The sequence below is a fragment of the Amycolatopsis sp. DG1A-15b genome, assembly GCF_030285645.1.
Taxonomy (GTDB): domain Bacteria; phylum Actinomycetota; class Actinomycetes; order Mycobacteriales; family Pseudonocardiaceae; genus Amycolatopsis.
Genome location: NZ_CP127296.1, coordinates 7,776,010 through 7,793,209, shown reverse-complemented (window position 1 = coordinate 7,793,209; position 17,200 = coordinate 7,776,010). Strand labels below are relative to the sequence as shown.

The window sequence follows — 17,200 nt, the reverse complement described above, 5'->3', positions numbered from 1 at the left end:
TGGAGCCAGTCTAGGTTTCCCGGTGGGCCCCGCCAGGGGGGCGAGCGGGTGAACTATGCTCGCGGGGTACCCACGACCTGCGTGAATAAGGAGCAGCCTGCCGTGGCCCGAGTCGTCGTCGACGTCATGCCGAAGCCCGAAATCCTCGACCCGCAGGGACAGGCCGCGCTCGGCGCCGCCGGCCGCCTGGGGTTCACCGGGATCACCGAGATCCGCCAGGGCAAGCACTTCGAGATCGAGGTCGACGACACGGTCGACGACGCGACGCTGGAGAAGATCGCCGAAGGCTTCCTCGCGAACCCGGTCATCGAGCAGTGGACCATCAAGCGGGTGGACGCGTGAGCGCGCGCATCGGCGTCATCACCTTCCCGGGCACCCTGGACGACGGTGACGCGGCGCGCGCGGTCCGCTACGCCGGTGGCGAGGCCGTGCCGCTGTGGCACGCCGACGAAGACCTGCGCGAGGTCGACGCCGTGGTCGTCCCGGGCGGTTTCTCCTACGGCGACTACCTGCGCGCGGGCGTGATCGCCCGGTTCGCGCCGGTCATGACGCCGGTGATCGAGGCGGCCCGCGCGGGCATGCCGGTGCTCGGCATCTGCAACGGGTTCCAGATCCTGTGCGAGGCCGGCCTGCTGCCGGGCGCGATGATCCGCAACCAGGGCCTGCACTTCATCTGCCGCGACCAGTGGCTGCGGGTGGAGAACACGGACACGGCGTGGACCACCCGGTACGAGACCGGTGCCGAGATCCTCATCCCGATGAAGAACATCGACGGCTGCTACGTGGCCGAGCAGTCCACTTTGGACGAGCTGGAGGGCGAGGGCCGCGTGGTGTTCCGGTACGTCGGCGGGAACCCGAACGGCTCGCGCAACGACATCGCCGGGATCCGCAGCGAGAACGGCCGGGTCGTCGGGCTGATGCCGCACCCGGAGCACGCGATCGACGCGCTGACGGGGCCGTCGGACGACGGGCTCGGCATGTTCTTCAGCGCGGTGGACGCGCTCGTGAAGGCGTGAGGGCGGGCCGCGCCCCCCGGTAACCATTCTACCGGGGGTCGCCGACAGTTCCGGGGCTGCGGACGGGAGTTGTCCACAGCCCCGGACCCGGGTCAGCTCTTGCTCTGGTCGTTCGACAGCCACTTCTCGGGCCGGACCCGGACCAGCACCGATCGCTCTCCGAGAGCCGAGTCGACGTAGGCCGTCGCCTGGTCCGAGGGCCAGTACCGGTTCGCGATCTTCAGGGCCTGCTCGCGCGTCGGCGGTTCGTCGTTCGCCACCACCGGGCCCTCGACCGTCACGTACTTGTACGGCGGGTTCTCGTCCTGCGCCACCAGGCTCAGCCTTCCGGCGGCGCGGATCGAGCGGTCCTTGACCGTGTCGCGTTCCATCCAGATCAGCAGCTCGCCGCCGGGCGAGTAGTCGTACCAGACCGGTACCGCCAGCGGCGCCCGGCCGGCGCGCTCCACCGCGAGCACCCCGATGTGCACCCCGCTCAGGAACTCTTCGCGTTCCGCGGCGGTCATCACGAAAGACGACATGTCACTCCCCAGGTCGATGGGTCATCCACCGGGGAGCAACACGTCGACGGCTCCGGACATTCCGGACTAACTGGCCGCCGCGACCAGCCGGGCGTACGAGCCGCCCGCGGAAAGCAGCTGGTCGTGCGGGCCCAGCTCGGTGATCCGGCCGCCCTCGACCACCGCCACCCGGTCGGCCGCGGCCGCCGTGTGCAGGCGGTGGGCGATCGCGATCACCGTCCGGCCGGCCAGCACGCTGTTCAGCGACCGCTCCAGGTCGCGGGCCGAGCCCGTGTCCAGCAGCGACGTCGCTTCGTCGAGCACCAGCGTGTGCGGGTTCGCCAGCACCACCCGGGCGAGCGCCAGCTGCTGCGCGATCGCCGCCGGCACCGGGTGCTCGCCCGGTCCCAGCTTCGTGTCCAGCCCGGACGGCAGCGTCGAGACCCAGCCCGACGCCCCCGCCGAGGCCAGGGCCGCCGTCAGCTCCTCGTCCGTCCAGTCGCCGCCCGCGCGGCGGGCCGGCAGGGCCAGGTTCTGCCGCAGCGTCCCGGAGAACACGTGGTGCTCCTGGGTCAGCAGCAGCACCTCGCCGCGCAGCACGTCGTCGGCCAGCGCCGAGACGTCCTGGCCGCCGATCCGCACCGAACCCGACGACGGCGCCGCGATGCCGGCCAGCAGCCGGCCTAGCGTCGACTTGCCCGCGCCCGACGGCCCGACGATCGCCAGCCGCTCGCCGCGCGGGACCCGCAGGTCGATTCCGTGCAGCACCTCGCGGTCGGCGGTGTAGCTGAACCGGACGCCGTGGACGTCGATGTCACGCCCGCGCGGCACTTCGTCCACACGCGCCGAATCGTCGGCGACCGTGCGGACGCCGAGGATCCGCCGCGCCGCGGCCGCCGCGACCTGCAGGTCCTCCAGCCAGAACAGCGCCTCGTTGAGCGGCGCCGCCATCGCCTGCATGTACAGCAGCATCGTGGTGATCTCGCCGAGCCCGGCCCAGCCGCGCGTGTACGCGAGCAGCCCGAGCGGCAGCATCACCGCCAGCGGCAGCACGTAGCTGATCTCCAGCGACGGCAGCCACCGCAGCTGCAGCGCCCGCATCCGGCGCTCGCCGAGGATGCTCTGGTCCAGCGCGTGGTGGGCGGCGTCGACCCGCCGCTCGGTCAGCCCGAGCGCCTCGACCGTGCGCGCGCCCTCCGCCGTCTCGTGGACGCTGGTGGTCAGGTCCGCCCAGCGGTCGAGCATCCACTGCATGAGCGCCGGGATCCGCCGCTGGTACCAGACGTTCACGGGGACCAGCAGCGGCAGCGCGACCAGCAGGCCCAGCGACAGCAGCGGCGACGTCAGCACCATCGCGACGACCGTGAACGCCACGGTCACCGCCGCGACCAGGATCTCCGGCGCCGCGAACCGCGCCGCGTGGTCGATCCGGCCGAGGTCGGTGGTGGCCCGGCTGAGCAGATCGCCCGTCCCGGCCGCCTCGACCGTGCCCAGCGGCAGCTGCAGCGCCGTCCCGACGAACTCCTCGCGCGTCTCGGCCAGCACCAGCTCGCCGAACACCGCACCGCGCATCCGCGCGACCTTCCGCGCCAGCGCTTGCAGCACGAGGATGCCGATGAACACCGCCGCCAGCACGTCGACGTGCCCGGTCGTGGTGCCGGCCGCGACGTCGTCGACGAGCGCGCCGAGCAGCTGCGGCCCGGCGAGCCCGATCAGCGTGGCCACGGCCAGCGAGCCCAGCAGCAGGCCGAACTCGCGTTTGTGGCTCGCCGCCGTCTTCAGCGCCCAGCGCCGGACGTCCTTCCGGGACGCCGTGGGAAGCCGTTTCACACCGTCACCCCCTTCGCCGTGAAAACCTCGTCGGCCACGTGTGTCCACAAGGGACTCTGGCTGAACACCACCGTCGTCTTGTCGTGCCGCAGCGCGGCGATGCGTTCGGTGATGCGTGCCTCCGTGTGCGCGTCGACCGCCGACGTCGGCTCGTCGAGCACCAGGACGTCGGCGTCGGTCGCCAGCGCGCGTGCCAGGTTCAGCCGTTGCCGCTGGCCGCCGGAGACCTCGCGGCCGCGCTCGCCGATCACCTCGTCGACGCCGTCGGGCAGCGCCTCGACGATGTCGTCGGCATCGGCCGCGTACAGCGCTTCGGTGATGCTGACGCCGCCCGGCCGCGCCGGCGCCAGCTGCTCGCGCAGCACGCCGGAGAACCAGATGTCCTGGTTGTGCGCGTAGACGATCCGCCGCCGCAGCTCCGCGAGCGCGACGTGGTCCGCCCGGACCCCGCCGACCAGCACCTCTTCGCCCTCGGCCGGATCGGCGAACCGGGCCAGCCGGTCGGCCACCGCTTCGCCGCCGGCGCCGAGGTCGACGACCGTCAGCTGCCCGGCGGCGACCCGGATCCCGGACTCGGTGTCCACCAGCTCCAGCGGCCCCTCGGGCAGCGGCACCGGCGTCTCCGGGTCCGCCAGCTTCGGGCGGATCGCCAGCAGCGTCACCACCTTCCGCGCGGCGACCAGGCCGGACGTGATCGAACCGACCGCCTCCGTCGCGGCGTTGACCGGCCAGATGAGGAACGCCGAAACGCCGTAGAACGCCACCAGCTGCCCGACGCCGATCTCCCCGGCCACGGCCAGCCGCGCACCCAGCCAGGTGATCACCACGGTGACCAGGCCGGGCAGCGCGATCTCCGCGGCGGCCAGCCAGGCCTCGGCCTGGCCGACCTCGATGCCGGCCCGCCGCACCCGCTGGCTCGTCTCCCGGAAGCGGGCGAAGAACCGCCGCTCGCCGCCGATGCCGCGCAGGATCCGCAGGCCCGACACGATGTCCGCGCCGAGCGCGTTGACGTCTCCGCGCTTCTCGCGCTGCGCGGACTTGCGCTTCTGCAGCGGCGCGAGCAGCGGCCCGATGCCCAGCACCGCGAGCGGCACGCCGACCAGCGCGACCACGCCGAGCAGCGGCGACGTCGAGATCAGCCACACCGCGACCACGACGAAGGCCAGCAGGGAACCGAACGTCCGCCCGGTCATCTCGACGGTGTTGCCGATGTGGTTGACGTCCGTCGTGCTGATCGCGACGAGGTTCCCGGTGGTCGTCTGCTCCCGCAGGGCGGCGCCGACGCGGGTGGTGTGCGCCGACACGGCGCGCTGCGTGGAGCCCGCGCCGTGCAGCCACAGGCCGTAGTTGAGGAAGTGCATCCAGGTCCCGGACAGCGTCTGCGCGACACCGAGCGCCGCCGCGACCAGCGCCCAGCGCCCCACGGCGGCACCGTCGTGCGCGCCGACGGCGCTGATGCCCTGGCCGATCACCAGCGGCATGAGCGCGCCGGGCAGCGCCCACACGACACCGATCGCGGCCGCGCCCAGCACCGTGCCGAGCCGGGCCCGGAACACGGCGAGCAGGAAGCGGCTCGCGGTCGGCCGCACGGGCAGCCGCAGCGGCGGAAAGGGGTACGTGGCGGAAAGCACGATTTCCGACGGTAAGCCGACGCCCCGGGGAAGGCGACCGATTTTCCGGCACTCGGCCGCTCGGGGGACCCCCGGTTTCAACGTTACTCGCGGGGACCGACAGTTCCGGGCCCGCGCACCCGAGTTGTCCACAGGGGCATTCGGGCCTCGTGGTGTCGGCTCGCTCACACCGGCGCCGGGTCGCCCGATTTCCGCGGCCCACCGTCCGGGGCGAGCAGGAGCGCCCCGTATCCTGGCGGCCGTGGCGAACCCTGACACGGACACCGTGACCAGCACCGTTGACACCACCGAGCGCGCCGGGGCGACCCCGGACCACACCCAGCCGTATCGCGAGCTCGGGCTCGCCGACGACGAGTACGCCCGCATCCGGGAGATCCTCGGCCGCCGGCCCACCGATGCCGAGCTGGCGATGTACTCGGTCATGTGGAGCGAGCACTGCTCGTACAAGTCGTCGAAGAAGCACCTGCGCTACTTCGGGGAGACCGCCACCGACGAGATGAAGGCCAAGATGCTGGCCGGCATCGGTGAGAACGCGGGCGTCGTCGACATCGGCGAGGGCTGGGCGGTCACCTTCAAGGTGGAGAGCCACAACCACCCGTCCTATGTGGAGCCGTACCAGGGCGCGGCGACCGGCGTCGGCGGCATCGTCCGCGACATCATGGCGATGGGCGCGCGGCCGCTGGCGGTCGCCGACGCGCTGCGTTTCGGCCCGGCCGACGCCCCCGACACCAAGCGCGTGCTGCCCGGCGTGGTCGCCGGCGTCGGCGGTTACGGCAACTGCCTCGGCCTGCCGAACATCGGCGGCGAGCTCGTGTTCGACCCGTCCTACTCGGGCAACCCGCTGGTGAACGCCCTGTGCGTCGGCGCGATGCGCGTCGAAGACCTGCACCTGGCGTTCGCGTCCGGCACCGGCAACAAGATCATCCTGTTCGGCGCCCGCACCGGCCTTGACGGCATCGGCGGCGTTTCCGTCCTGGCGAGTGACACCTTTTCGGGTGACGAGTCCTCGGGCGGCCGCAAGAAGCTGCCGAGCGTCCAGGTCGGCGACCCGTTCACCGAGAAGGTGCTCATCGAGTGCTGCCTCGAGCTGTTCGAGCAGAAGCTCGTCGTCGGCATCCAGGACCTCGGCGGCGCCGGCCTGTCCTGCGCGACGTCGGAACTGGCCGCGGCCGGCGACGGCGGCATGCACATCTACCTCGACCGCGTTCCGTTGCGCGCCACCGGGATGACCCCCGCCGAGGTGCTCTCCAGCGAGTCGCAGGAGCGCATGTGCGCGGTCGTCTCGCCGGAGAACGTCGAGGCGTTCATGGCGGTGTGCCGCAAGTGGGACGTCATCGCCACCGACATCGGCGAGGTCACCGACGGCGAGCACCTGGTCATCACCTGGCACGACGAGGTCGTCGTCGACGTCCCGGCGCACACGGTCGCCCACCAGGGCCCGGTGTACGACCGGCCGATCGAACGTCCGTCCACTCAGGACGCGTTGATCGCGGACACGTCGGCGAACCTGCCGCGTCCGTCCACTCCGGACGAACTGCGCGCGGACGTGCTCAAGCTGATTTCGTCGCCGAACCAGGCGTCGAAGGAATGGGTGACGTCGCAGTACGACCGGTACGTGCGCGGGAATTCCGTGCTCGCGCAGCCGTCGGACTCGGGCATGATCCGGATCGACGAGTCGACCGGCCGCGGCGTTTCGGTGGCGACGGACTGCAACAGCAAGTTCGTCTACCTGGACCCGTACCGCGGCGCGCAGCTGGCGCTGGCGGAGGCGTACCGCAACGTGGCCACGGGCGGCGCGACGCCGGTCGCGGTGTCGGACTGCCTGAACTTCGGCGCCCCGACCGACCCGGGCGTGATGTGGCAGTTCGAGCAGGCGGTGCACGGCCTCGCGGACGGCTGCGTCGAGCTGGGCATCCCGGTGACGGGCGGCAACGTGAGCTTCTTCAACCAGACGGGCTCGACGGCGATCCTCCCGACGCCGGTGATCGGCGTCCTCGGCGTGATCGACGACGTGACCCGCCGCATCCCGACGGGCATCGGCGCGGAGGCGGGCGAAACGCTCCTGCTGCTGGGCGAAACGCACGACGAGCTGGACGGCTCGGCGTGGGCCCGCGAGCTGCACGGCCACCTCGGCGGCGTTCCGCCGAGGGTCGATTTGGCCCGCGAGAAGCTGCTGGGCGAGATCCTGGTGGCGGGTTCCCGCGACGGCATGATTTCGGCGGCCCACGACCTGTCGGACGGCGGCCTGATCCAGACCCTGGTCGAGACCGTCCTGATCGGACAGTGCGGCGCCCGCGTGTTCCTCGACGCGGACCAGGACCCGTTCGTGCAGCTGTTCTCGGAGTCGGCGGGCCGCGTGCTGGTGGCGGTCCCGCGCACGGAAGAACTCCGCTTCACGGAGATGTGCACCGCCCGTGGCCTCCCGTGGCGCAAGACCGGCGTGGTCGACCCGGAGTCGGGCAAGCTGGAGCTGCAGGGCATCACGGAGTTCACGCTCGACGAGCTGCGCGAGGCGTGGGAGCGCACGCTCCCGGCCCTGTTCGACTGACCTGTGGACACGTGAGCGGAGGGCACCGCAAACTGTCGGTGCCCTCCGCTAGCGTGGAAAACGGGGGCTGCTCAGCCCAGCTTGGCCACGATCCGGGCGTCCCCGTCGCCCAGTTCCTCCAGCTTCCACGCGGCGGGCAGCCGGACTTCCTTCTCCGTCCGAACTCGCGTGTTGTACAGCGAAACCGACTCCGGCAGCGCGGCGAACCGCAGGTCGGTTTGCCCCGCGAACGAAGTCCGGTGAAGGTCCAGCGAATCCGTGGCGACCACCCCGGCGAACACCGCGTCCTTCGCGAACGTCGCGTCCTTGAACGCCGTCGGCCCGGCGAATGTCGTGTCGGTGAAGTCCGCATCCTCGGCGAAAGCTGTGCCGCTGAACCATGCGTGGCTCTCGAAAACCGTGCCGCGGCAACGGAAGTAGCCCAACAGGCGCCCGGACTCGGTGCCCGCGGCGGTGAAGTAGACCCGGTCCTTGAAGCGGCAGCCGCTGATGTTCGTACTGCTGTTCAGCGACGCGTACCGAAGCAGCAGGCCACCGACCAGCTTGCCCGAGAGGTCGAAGTACTCCAGCCGGGCGCCGGTCAGGTCCAGGTCGTACGCCGGGCCTTCGTCGTCTCGCCCGGGGAGCAGATCGGTGACCAGCCGTTGGGCCGTGAGCCGGACCGAGAGCTCGGGCTCCTGTTCCGCATCCAGGGCGCCTTTTGTGGGGCGGGTGTACGAAAACGGCCGCCGCAGGTACGAGCACAGCACGTCCAGCACCGTCTGCGTGTACTCCGGCCGGCTCCGCGCCAACCCGGCCAGCGCGTGCAACGCCCCCACGCGCACCTGGTCGGCCGCGTGCCCGAGCAGCTCGACCGCCTTCGCGAACCGCTCGTCGGCGACCCGCTCGCGGTCCTGTTCCGCGCGCTGCGCCTCGAGTTCGTGGCGCCGCCGCTCGATTTCCTGGCGGCGCTCCTCGACCCGGCGCCGCCGGTCGTTGAGCCACAGCGCGTACAGCGCCACGATCGCGCCGCCGGCCAGGCCGCCCGTCTTCAGCGCGTCACTGCGGCTGGTGGCGGGGTCGGTCAGCAGCCACCCGCCGACCCCGACCAGCAGCAGCACCGATGCGAGGAACGTCCACGCCAGCGGCGATCGCCACAGCTTCACCGGCTCAGGACACCAGCATCGTGCTGACGCAGAAGCCCTTTTTGTCGAAGTTCGTCGCGCTCAGCGTGCCCTTGACCGGCTTGCCGGCGGACGTCCCGGTCACCTCGCCCTCGACCAGGTACTTGTCGGTGGGCACGCTGCCGAGCTGCAGCTGCAGCGGCGGCTTGAGGAACGTGTCGAGCCACGAGCTGAGCAGCTCCTTCGAGTCGGCGCAGCCCATGGCGACCGCGCCGGCGTTGTCGCCCGCGTTCAGCTTGTCGATGAAGCCCTGCAGCACGGCCTTGGCGTCCCCGTTGCTCCCGCCGCCGCCGTCGGGCGTCGTCGGCTTCGTGGCGGAAGCCGTCGGCTTCTTGGTCGTCGGCTTCGACGTGGACGGCTTGGCCGACGTGCTCGACGACGGGGCCGCGGCCGTGTTGGTGTCGTCCTTCGAAAGGAAGAACCCGGGTGCGACGAAGCCCGTGATGCCGACCAGGGCGAGCACGACGACCACGGCGGCGCCGATGGCGATCCACATCCCGGTCTTGCTCTTCTTCGGCGGCGCGGGCGGCCCGCCGAAGCCCTGCGTGTAGCCGCCGGTCGCCGGGTCCCAGCCGGACACCTGGCCGCCCGCGTTCGGGTCCCAGGCCTGCTGGCCGTACTGCTGCGCGTTCGGGTCGGCCCACGCCGACTGCTGCTGCGCGTTGGGGTCCGCCCAGGCCTGCTGCGCGTACGGGTCGCCCCACGCCGGCTGCGGGTTGGCCGGGAAACCGCCCGAGGCAGGCGGGTAGCCCTGCTGGTTCGGATCCCAGCCCTGCGGGTACTGCTGCGTCGGGTACGGCTGTTGCTGCTGGTTGGGGTCCCACCCGCCCTGCTGCTGGAAGCCACCGGACTGTGGCTGGCCGTACGGGTCGGGCTGGCCGGGCTGGCCCGGCTGAGGCGGGTAGGTCATCTTTCATGCCTTCCGGGCGCTGGGTGTTCGTGCGCTTCCGACGTCCGGCGGGCACGTGCGGTTCCCCCAGGACGTGGCTGCAGCATTCTGCAAGCTCGGACGGTACGGCATGAAACCGGCTCCCGGTCGTGGCGACGCGAACACGTCACGATCCGGGAGCCGGGCGGGGGTGGGTCAGCCGTTGGCGAGTGCCTGGAGCCGGTCGTAGGCACCGTTGAAGGTGTCCTGGTCGAGCGGGCTCGAGGTGTACTGCCAAACGGTGTAGTAGCCCCAGTTGTAGGGCAGGGCGCCGACCGACGACGCGTACCGCGCGACCCACAGCGGGGCGGTGCTGGAGAAGTCGCCGCTCACGCAGCTGCCCCACCAGCTCGCCGACGTGTAGATCACCGGGTAGCGGCCGGTCAGGGAGTGGTAGGTGTCGTGGAAGTCGAGGATCCACGACGTCATCCCGGCCTTGCTCAGCCCGTAGCAGGTCGCGCCGTACGGGTTGTACTCCATGTCCAGCGCCCCGGGCAGCGTCCGGCCGTCCTTGGACCAGCCGCCGCCGTGGGCGACGAAGTAGCGGGCCTGCGCCGCGCCGCTCGAGGTGTTCGGCGTGGCGAAGTGGTAGGCGCCGCGGATGAAGCCCTGGTTGTAGGAGCCGTTGTACTGCTGGGTGAAGTACGGGTTGGTGTAGTTGGTGCTCTCCGTGGCCTTGGTCCAGACGAACCGCTTGCCTTGGTTCCACCAGTTCGCCCAGTCGACGTTGCCCTGGTAGCCGGCGACGTCCATGCCGGCCACCGTCGCCAGCACCTGGCCGGGGATGGCCTGGCCGGGCTGCGGCTGCTGCGCCGACTTCTGGGTGTCCGGAGTCGACTGGTCACCTTCGACGCGCCGGATCTGCGACCCCAGCTCGTGGTCGTGCTGCGCGATGTCCGCGTTGATCGCGGCCACGGGGTCGATTTCGGGGGAGAAGGTCGTCGCCTGCGCCGTGCTGCCGAGCAGGAGCAGCGTGGCCGGGACGACCAGGGCAGCGAACAGCCGCCCTCTTCGGGATGTGGACATCGTTGAATCCCTTCACGGAAACCCTCGCGATGAGCGGCTTACTGCAGGTAGCCGCTCGAGCACGATTGTTAGGGACGAAGTGGCGTTTGTCACTCAGTTCCGTGAAATTGGGTATACGTGTGGGTGATTTTCTCGGGAAGAAGATCGTTAATTGGTGACGAGTTAACACCTATTATTGGACGGTTGGGCCGTTCAGCCCAGCGCCAGGGCCAGCAGCCGGTCCGCTGAGCCGTTGAACCAGTCCTGGTCGCCGGGCAGCGTGCCGCGGTCGGCGAACTGCCAGATCGCGTGGATGCTCCAGCCGGACGGCAGTTCGCCGATGAAGGTGTTGTAACGCGCGATCCAGAGCGGGTTGGCGCCGAAGCCGCCGTTGTTCGCGGTGCACCGCTTCCACCAGCTCGTCGACGTGTAGATCGTCGGGTACCGGCCGGTCGCCGCGCGGTAGGTGTCGGAGAAGGCGCGGATCCAGCCGGTCATGCCCGCCGCGTCCTTGCCGTAACACGTTTCGCCGTACGGGTTGTACTCCGCGTCGAGCGCGCCGGGGAGGGTCTTGCCGTCGGCCGACCAGCCGCCGCCGTGGGCGAGGAAGTACCGCGCCTGGGCCGCGCCGTCGGAGATGTCCGGCCGCGCGAAGTGGTAGGCGCCGCGGATCAGGCCGGCCTGGTAGGAGCCGTTGTACTGCTGCGCGAACTGCGGGTTCACGAACCCGGTGCCCTCGGTCGCCTTGACGTAGACGAACTTGGCGCCCGACCCCGCCGCGCCGGGCCAGTCGACCGGCCCCTGGTGCCCGCTGACGTCGTGCCCGAGCTGCTGGTCGTCACCCCCGTACAGCACGTCGGGGCCCTCGCCGACGCCTTCGACCTCGGCGATCTGCGAACCCGCGTAGTGGTCCTCGGCACCGGCGTAGCGATCGACGGCCTTCGCCGGTGCCTGCCCGGCCACGAGCAGGACCGATGCGAGGACGGCGGCGAAGGGCAGCGAACGTCTTTTCACCCTCTTGCTCCCCACCGATCTCGTCAGACTTCTTCAGTCTCACGATGCACCGGCGTCGCCGGATCGGCGAGTCGATGATCACTCGATGGGGTGGTGCCCGCAGGTCAGCGGCGCTCGTCGGCGACGGCCTTCACCAGGTGCTCCGCCGGCACGACCGCCGTGATGAGGTCGTGCGGGTTGATCGCGACCGGGTGCCCGCCGAGCAGGTCGACGATGTCGCGGCCGAGCACGGCCCGCGCGTGCGGCCACTCGCGCGGCACCAGCGACTTGCGGGTGTAGGCGGGCACCATGACCCGGCCGTCGGTGTTGTGGAAGCCGATGACGGTCCGCTGCACCGGCGACATCGCGTAGACGAACAGCGTCGCGTCGAGGACGACCTTCGGCAGGTCCGACGGCGGCCGGTGCTCGGTGCGGACGAGCTGCAGCAGGTGCTCCAGGTCGTTCGCCGGTTCCGGGAAGCCGAGCGCCTTGGGCGAGGGCCGGTAGCGGTCGTTGGGGTGGAAGTCGGCGACGACGTCGCCGGCGCCGTTCACCGGGTACGCGCCGACGACCGCCCACGACGGCACCGGGCCGTTCGGGTCGAAGGCCTCGTCGATGACGTACAGCCAGCTGTCGGGATTGGCGCGGGCGTTCGCGCGCATCTCCGCGGTGATCTCGGGCGTGCCGTGCTTGCCGGAGCGCCGGGCCTGCCGGCCTTCGCGCCGCGCGGCCCGGTTGTGCTTGCCGGGGCGATCGGCTCCGCTTCCGGTGGGCTGCTGCGAAACCATCCGATCCGCCTCGTCCCGCTGCGCCATCGTCATCCCCACGTTCTCGGGTGTGCCTGCCAAGTCTTGGTGCGCCACTCTACTGTTTGCCCATGGCCTCTTCGCGTTCGGTCGACCCCGGACAGTTACGTGCGGCGGTGCTGGCGATTTCCCCGTGGTTGCAGGGCGATGCGCCCGCGCCCGCGCGCCCGGAACTGGCCGCGGCGGTGCGCCTGTCCCTGCGCGCGCTGGCGGCGGACGCGCCGGGCCGGACGGTCGAGGTCCGGGTGCCACCGTTCGCCGCCGTGCAGTGCGTGGACGGGCCGCGGCACACCCGGGGCACCCCGCCGAACGTGATCGAGACCGACCCGCGCACGTGGCTCGAACTGGCCACCGGGCAACTGGACTGGACCACGGCCGTGGCGGACGGCCGGGTGTCCGCGTCGGGCACCCGGGCCGACCTGTCCCACTGGCTCCCCCTGCTCCGCCTCTGACGGCCGGGGGCGCGGGTTACGGCTTGCGGCCGACGCCGCCCGCGATGGTCCGCTGCGCGACGTTGAGCTCCTTGAGCCGCGGGCCGTCCGGCCACCAGTCGGCGCACCGGACCACCCCCGGGGGCACCATCTCGAGGCCGGGGAACAGCGCCTCGATCTCCTTGTGCGTCCGGAACGTGCCGGACCCCATCGGGCTGTGCACGAAGAAGTCCTCCATGCGCCGCGCGGTCGCCGAATCGTCGTTTTCGGGGTCGAAGAAGTGGCTGAGCCCGACGAAGGAGCCGGACGGCAGCGCGTCGACGTACTCCTTCATGATCTCGGCCGGCCGGTCGTGGTCGCCCTTGTAGTGGTGCAGGGTGCCCATCTGCAGGAGGACGAGCGGCTGGCTGAAGTCGATGTGCTGGCGCACGATCTCGTTCTCGAGGATCTTCTGCGGTTCGAAGATGTCTTCGGCGACGAAGTGGGTGTGCTCGTTCTCTTCGAGCAGGGCCCGTCCGTGTGCGAGGACAACCGGGTCGTTGTCGATGTAGACGACCTTGGTCTCCGGGTTGATCCGCTGGACGACCTGGTGGGTGTTCTCCGCTGTCGGCAGGCCGGAGCCGAGGTCGAGGAACTGGGTGATGCCGGTCTGGCCGGCGAGGAACCGGCAGACGCGGATGAGGAAGCCGCGGTTCTCGAACGCGAGGTCCTGGGCCTCCGGGGCGGCCTTCTGCACCTGCTGCAGGACCTGCCGGTCGATCTCGTAGTTGTCCTTCCCCAGCAGGAAGGCGTCGTAGACGCGCGCGATGCTCGCCCGGGTGGGGTCGACTCCGACGGGCACTCGTTCGGTCGCCGCGGCGTCCGGCATGGTGAACCTCGCAAGTTGTGTGTTGTAAGTCTCGTGCTCTACGTACAGTAGGACGGCGCGCGCATGGGGTAAACCGGGTCACCCCTTTGCGCAAGAAGGCTTAACGTGTACTTTCGGTAGTCGGGCTAGGACCCCCTGGTGACGTGAGCGCGGAAGGGCCGGGAATGAACGCGGTGAACGCGTCCGCAGGTGAGCAGAACATCGGCCCGACGGCACGCCGCATGATCCTGGGCTCGCAGCTTCGCCGGCTCCGTGAAGAGGCCGGCATCACCCGCCAGCAGGCCGGTTACAACATCCGCGGGTCCGAGTCGAAGATCAGCCGGCTGGAGCTGGGCCGGGTCGGGTTCAAGGAACGCGACGTCACCGACCTGCTGACGATGTACGGCGTCGACGACCCGACGGAGCGCCGCGCGTTCCTCGACATGGTCAAGCAGTCGAACGAGCCGGGCTGGTGGCGGCGCTTCGGCGACACCATGCCGAACTGGTTCACCGACCTCGTCGGCCTCGAAGAAGCCGCCGCGCGAATCCAGATCTGGGAGCCGGTCTACGTGTCGGGGCTCCTGCAGGTCGAGCCGTACGCCCGGGCGATCTTCAGCCATGGCCGTCCGGACATGGCCGACGAGCGGGTCGACCAGCTGGTCGCGCTGCGGATGCGGCGGCAGAAGATGTTCAGCAGGCCGGACGCGCCCCGCGTGTGGATGGTGCTCGACGAGTCGGTGCTGCACCGCCCGATCGGGGGCCCGAAGGTGCTCAAGCAGCAGATCGAATACCTGCTCGAGATGAGCGCGTTGCCGCACGTGTCAGTCCAGGTGCTGCCGTACGCGAGCAGCGGGTTGTCGGCGGAACACGCCTTTTCGCTGCTGCGATTCGGTGAGCCGGAGCTGCCGAACATCGCCTACGTCGAGTACCTGACCGGCGCGCACTACATCGAGAAGCGCGAAGAGATCGAAAAGTACAGCCGCGCGCTGGACATGCTGGCGGTCGACGCGGAGACGCCGGAGCGGAGCCGGGCGATGCTCGCGAAGCGCCGCCAGGAGATCTAGCCGCCGTTGCCGTGCTTCAACGGTCGGCTTTGCTCCGACGAGCGGTAACCAAGAGTAGCTATTACGCCGTTCGTGCGCCTATCTCTCCCCCAATAGGTTAACGGCAGTTCGGCAATTCTTACCGTCCGAGAACTTTGCAAGAAATTCTGCACGTGCATTTACCGCTGCAGGCACACGTGCTAACCTCGGATACGCGGGCAAATGCACATGCAGATGCATCGTCCGGAAGGCTTTTCTGCTTCGAGAGGTGGGATCATGGCTGAGCGATTCGAAAACGGCGTCCCGGCTGATCGGCTGACCGGTGTCGAATGGCGCAAGGCGAGCTACAGCAACTTCAACGGCAACTGCGTCGAGGTCGCGCCGTTGTCCAACGGGGAGATCGCGATGCGCAACTCGCGGTTCCCGACCGGCCCGGCGCTCGTCTACACGCGGGCCGAGATGGCGGCGTTCCTGGCGGGCGCGAAGGACGGTGAATTCGACGATGTCCTCGGCTGAGGGCGTCGCCACCGTCTTCGACATCGAAACCGGACTGCAGGAACTGGTGGCCCGCGGCTACCAGTTCGTCCACCCCGCCGACGAACGCGGTGAGGTCCTCGCGGTCGTCGGCGTGCGGGTGCACGACGACGTGGTGGACGTCGTCCGGCTCAACGCCGAAGACGACGTCGTGGCGACCAGGATGCCCGGCTCCGAAGAGAACATCTTCGAGCCGGAGCGGTGGCTGTGGCGCCGCCGCGGAGAAGGCGCGCAGGTGCTGTCGGAGATCCTTTCGCTGCCGGATGCGTGCTAGCGGTACAGGCTTGCAGGCCCCGTCCGAAGTGGTCAGAACCACGCCGGGCGGGGCCTGACCCGTGTCCGAACCGTCTACACTGAAGCTGGCCTGACCACGTCTTCCCAGGAGCTCCTCGGTGGTTTCCGACCCGCAAGTCGTGTCCGACCAGCCTGACCCGGAACCCCGTGAGGAGTGTGGCGTCTTCGGCGTCTGGGCTCCCGGGGAAGAAGTCGCGAAGCTGACCTACTACGGCCTCTACGCTCTGCAGCACCGGGGCCAGGAGGCCGCCGGCATCTCCGTCTCCGACGGCTCGCAGATCGTGGTCTTCAAGGACCTCGGCCTGGTCAGCCAGGTGTTCGACGAGCAGATCCTGCAGTCGCTGCAGGGGCACATCGCCGTCGGGCACTGCCGGTACTCGACCACGGGCGCGACCATCTGGGAGAACGCCCAGCCGATCTTCCGCACCACCGCGACCGGCAGCGGCCTCTCCTTCGCGCACAACGGCAACCTCGTCAACACGGCCGAGCTGCGCGAACGCACCATCGAAGCGGGTCTCAAGCCGCACGCGGGGCTGACCGGCTCGTCCAGCGATTCCGACCTGATCTGCGGCCTGCTCGCCGCGAACGCCGCCGACAAGGGCATCGAGGCCGCCGCCATGGAGCTGCTGCCCACCCTCAAGGGCGCCTTCTGCCTGGTCTTCGCCGACGAGAACACGCTCTACGCGGCCCGCGACCCCCACGGCGTGCACCCGCTGGTGCTCGGCCGGCTCGAGCGTGGCTGGGTCGTTTCCAGCGAGACGGCGGGTCTCGACATCGTCGGCGCGTCCTTCGTCCGCGAGGTCGAGCCCGGTGAACTGATCGCCATCGACGCCGCGGGCCTGCGCTCGTCCCGGTTCGCGAACCCGGACCCCAAGGGCTGCGTCTTCGAGTACGTCTACCTCGCCCGCCCCGACACGACGATCGCCGGCCGCGGCGTCCACGCCACCCGCGTCGAGATCGGCCGCCGCCTGGCCGCCGAGCAGCCGGTCGAGGCCGACCTGGTCATGCCGGTGCCGGAGTCGGGCACCCCGGCCGCGATCGGCTACGCGCAGGGCTCCGGCATCCCCTACGGCACCGGCCTGGTGAAGAACGCCTACGTCGGGCGCACCTTCATCCAGCCGTCGCAGACCATCCGCCAGCTGGGCATCCGGCTCAAGCTGAACCCGCTGCGGGACGTCATCCGCGGCAAGCGCCTGGTCGTGGTGGACGACTCGATCGTCCGCGGCAACACCCAGCGCGCGCTCGTCCGCATGCTGCGCGAGGCCGGCGCGCTCGAGGTGCACGTCCGGATCGCGTCGCCGCCGGTGCGCTGGCCGTGCTTCTACGGCATCGACTTCGCCTCGCGGGCCGAGCTGGTCGCCAACGGCGTCGACCTCGACGGCATCCGCCGCTCGATCGGGGCCGACTCGCTGGGCTACATTTCCCTGGAGGGCCTGGTCGCGGCGACGGAGCAGCCGAAGTCGCGGTTGTGCACGGCGTGCTTCTCGGGTGAGTACCCGATCCCGCTGCCGGAGGACGCGCTGATCGGGAAACACCTGCTCGAAAGCCTCGACGCGGTCAATGGCGCGGCGACCCCCGTCAGCCCCGCCGGGTACGGTGCCGAAGACGCCGTCCGGCGTCCCTAGCAGTCC

The 17,200-nt window shown here is 70.4% G+C and carries 17 protein-coding genes; 8 read left to right on the top strand and 9 right to left on the bottom strand.

All coding sequences use genetic code 11. From position 1 onward, the window contains the following. The first annotated feature begins 102 nt into the window (after nt 1–102). Both purS and purQ read left to right on the top strand, forming a co-directional pair. Nucleotides 103–342 carry a phosphoribosylformylglycinamidine synthase subunit PurS gene (purS, locus tag QRY02_RS35945; protein ID WP_003056885.1) on the top strand — a complete coding sequence of 80 codons (240 nt, stop codon included), beginning with the start codon at nt 103–105 and terminating at the stop codon, nt 340–342. Then, the gene (purQ, locus tag QRY02_RS35940) at nt 339–1,016 is read left to right on the top strand and encodes a phosphoribosylformylglycinamidine synthase subunit PurQ (RefSeq protein WP_285987226.1); all 678 of its coding nucleotides are present in this window, start codon (nt 339–341) and stop codon (nt 1,014–1,016) included. The genes purS and purQ overlap by 4 nt, the downstream gene beginning before the upstream one ends. A 92-nt stretch (nt 1,017–1,108) precedes the next feature. Here the strand turns inward: purQ and QRY02_RS35935 are convergent, their stop codons facing one another. The 3 genes from QRY02_RS35935 to QRY02_RS35925 form a co-directional block, all read right to left on the bottom strand. Next, nucleotides 1,109–1,537, bottom strand: coding sequence for a pyridoxamine 5'-phosphate oxidase family protein (locus tag QRY02_RS35935; protein WP_285987225.1), 429 nt, complete (start codon nt 1,535–1,537; stop codon nt 1,109–1,111). A gap of 66 nt (nt 1,538–1,603) precedes the next feature. After that, nucleotides 1,604–3,346, bottom strand: coding sequence for an ABC transporter ATP-binding protein (locus QRY02_RS35930; protein WP_285987224.1), 1,743 nt, complete (start codon nt 3,344–3,346; stop codon nt 1,604–1,606). Beyond that, entirely contained in the window at nt 3,343–4,977 is a 1,635-nt protein-coding gene (locus QRY02_RS35925) for an ABC transporter ATP-binding protein (RefSeq protein WP_285987223.1), read from the bottom strand. The genes QRY02_RS35930 and QRY02_RS35925 overlap by 4 nt, the downstream gene beginning before the upstream one ends. 241 nt (nt 4,978–5,218) lie before the next feature. On the opposite strand from QRY02_RS35925, the gene purL reads away from it, so the two are divergent. Further along, nucleotides 5,219–7,525, top strand: coding sequence for a phosphoribosylformylglycinamidine synthase subunit PurL (gene purL / locus QRY02_RS35920; protein WP_502874158.1), 2,307 nt, complete (start codon nt 5,219–5,221; stop codon nt 7,523–7,525). A gap of 71 nt (nt 7,526–7,596) precedes the next feature. On the opposite strand, the gene QRY02_RS35915 is transcribed toward purL, so the two are convergent. The 5 genes from QRY02_RS35915 to QRY02_RS35895 form a co-directional block, all read right to left on the bottom strand. After that, nucleotides 7,597–8,670, bottom strand: coding sequence for a pentapeptide repeat-containing protein (locus QRY02_RS35915; protein ID WP_285987222.1), 1,074 nt, complete (start codon nt 8,668–8,670; stop codon nt 7,597–7,599). Nucleotides 8,671–8,674: 4 nt separating this feature from the next. Further along, a complete protein-coding gene (locus tag QRY02_RS35910; protein ID WP_285987221.1) occupies nt 8,675–9,598 on the bottom strand; it encodes a hypothetical protein in 924 nt (307 codons plus the stop codon). 174 nt (nt 9,599–9,772) lie between these two features. Then, nucleotides 9,773–10,642 carry a lysozyme gene (locus QRY02_RS35905; RefSeq protein ID WP_285987220.1) on the bottom strand — a complete coding sequence of 290 codons (870 nt, stop codon included), beginning with the start codon at nt 10,640–10,642 and terminating at the stop codon, nt 9,773–9,775. 192 nt (nt 10,643–10,834) lie between these two features. Further along, the gene (locus QRY02_RS35900) at nt 10,835–11,635 is read right to left on the bottom strand and encodes a lysozyme (protein ID WP_285987219.1); all 801 of its coding nucleotides are present in this window, start codon (nt 11,633–11,635) and stop codon (nt 10,835–10,837) included. A 104-nt stretch (nt 11,636–11,739) separates the two neighbouring features. Then, on the bottom strand, nt 11,740–12,435 hold the full coding sequence (locus tag QRY02_RS35895; RefSeq protein ID WP_285994014.1) for a type VII secretion system-associated protein: 696 nt from the start codon (nt 12,433–12,435) through the stop codon (nt 11,740–11,742). A 56-nt stretch (nt 12,436–12,491) separates the two neighbouring features. Here QRY02_RS35895 and QRY02_RS35890 point away from each other — a divergent pair, with 56 nt between their 5' ends. Next, nucleotides 12,492–12,872 carry a sterol carrier family protein gene (locus QRY02_RS35890; RefSeq protein WP_285987218.1) on the top strand — a complete coding sequence of 127 codons (381 nt, stop codon included), beginning with the start codon at nt 12,492–12,494 and terminating at the stop codon, nt 12,870–12,872. 16 nt (nt 12,873–12,888) lie between these two features. Here QRY02_RS35890 and QRY02_RS35885 read toward each other — a convergent pair whose 3' ends face one another. Then, complete coding sequence (locus QRY02_RS35885) at nt 12,889–13,719, bottom strand: SAM-dependent methyltransferase (protein WP_285987217.1); 831 nt, start codon at nt 13,717–13,719, stop codon at nt 12,889–12,891. A gap of 164 nt (nt 13,720–13,883) precedes the next feature. On the opposite strand from QRY02_RS35885, the gene QRY02_RS35880 reads away from it, so the two are divergent. The 4 genes from QRY02_RS35880 (at nt 13,884) to purF (ending at nt 17,194) form a co-directional block, all read left to right on the top strand. Beyond that, on the top strand, nt 13,884–14,762 hold the full coding sequence (locus QRY02_RS35880; protein WP_285987216.1) for a Sco1979 family transcriptional regulator: 879 nt from the start codon (nt 13,884–13,886) through the stop codon (nt 14,760–14,762). 255 nt (nt 14,763–15,017) lie between these two features. Beyond that, on the top strand, nt 15,018–15,257 hold the full coding sequence (locus tag QRY02_RS35875) for a DUF397 domain-containing protein (RefSeq protein WP_086837856.1): 240 nt from the start codon (nt 15,018–15,020) through the stop codon (nt 15,255–15,257). After that, nucleotides 15,244–15,549: a hypothetical protein gene (locus tag QRY02_RS35870; RefSeq protein WP_285987215.1), complete on the top strand. Its 306-nt coding sequence runs from the start codon at nt 15,244–15,246 to the stop codon at nt 15,547–15,549. The genes QRY02_RS35875 and QRY02_RS35870 overlap by 14 nt, the downstream gene beginning before the upstream one ends. A 118-nt stretch (nt 15,550–15,667) precedes the next feature. After that, nucleotides 15,668–17,194, top strand: coding sequence for an amidophosphoribosyltransferase (gene purF, locus QRY02_RS35865; protein ID WP_285987214.1), 1,527 nt, complete (start codon nt 15,668–15,670; stop codon nt 17,192–17,194). The last annotated feature ends 6 nt before the right edge of the window (nt 17,195–17,200 follow it).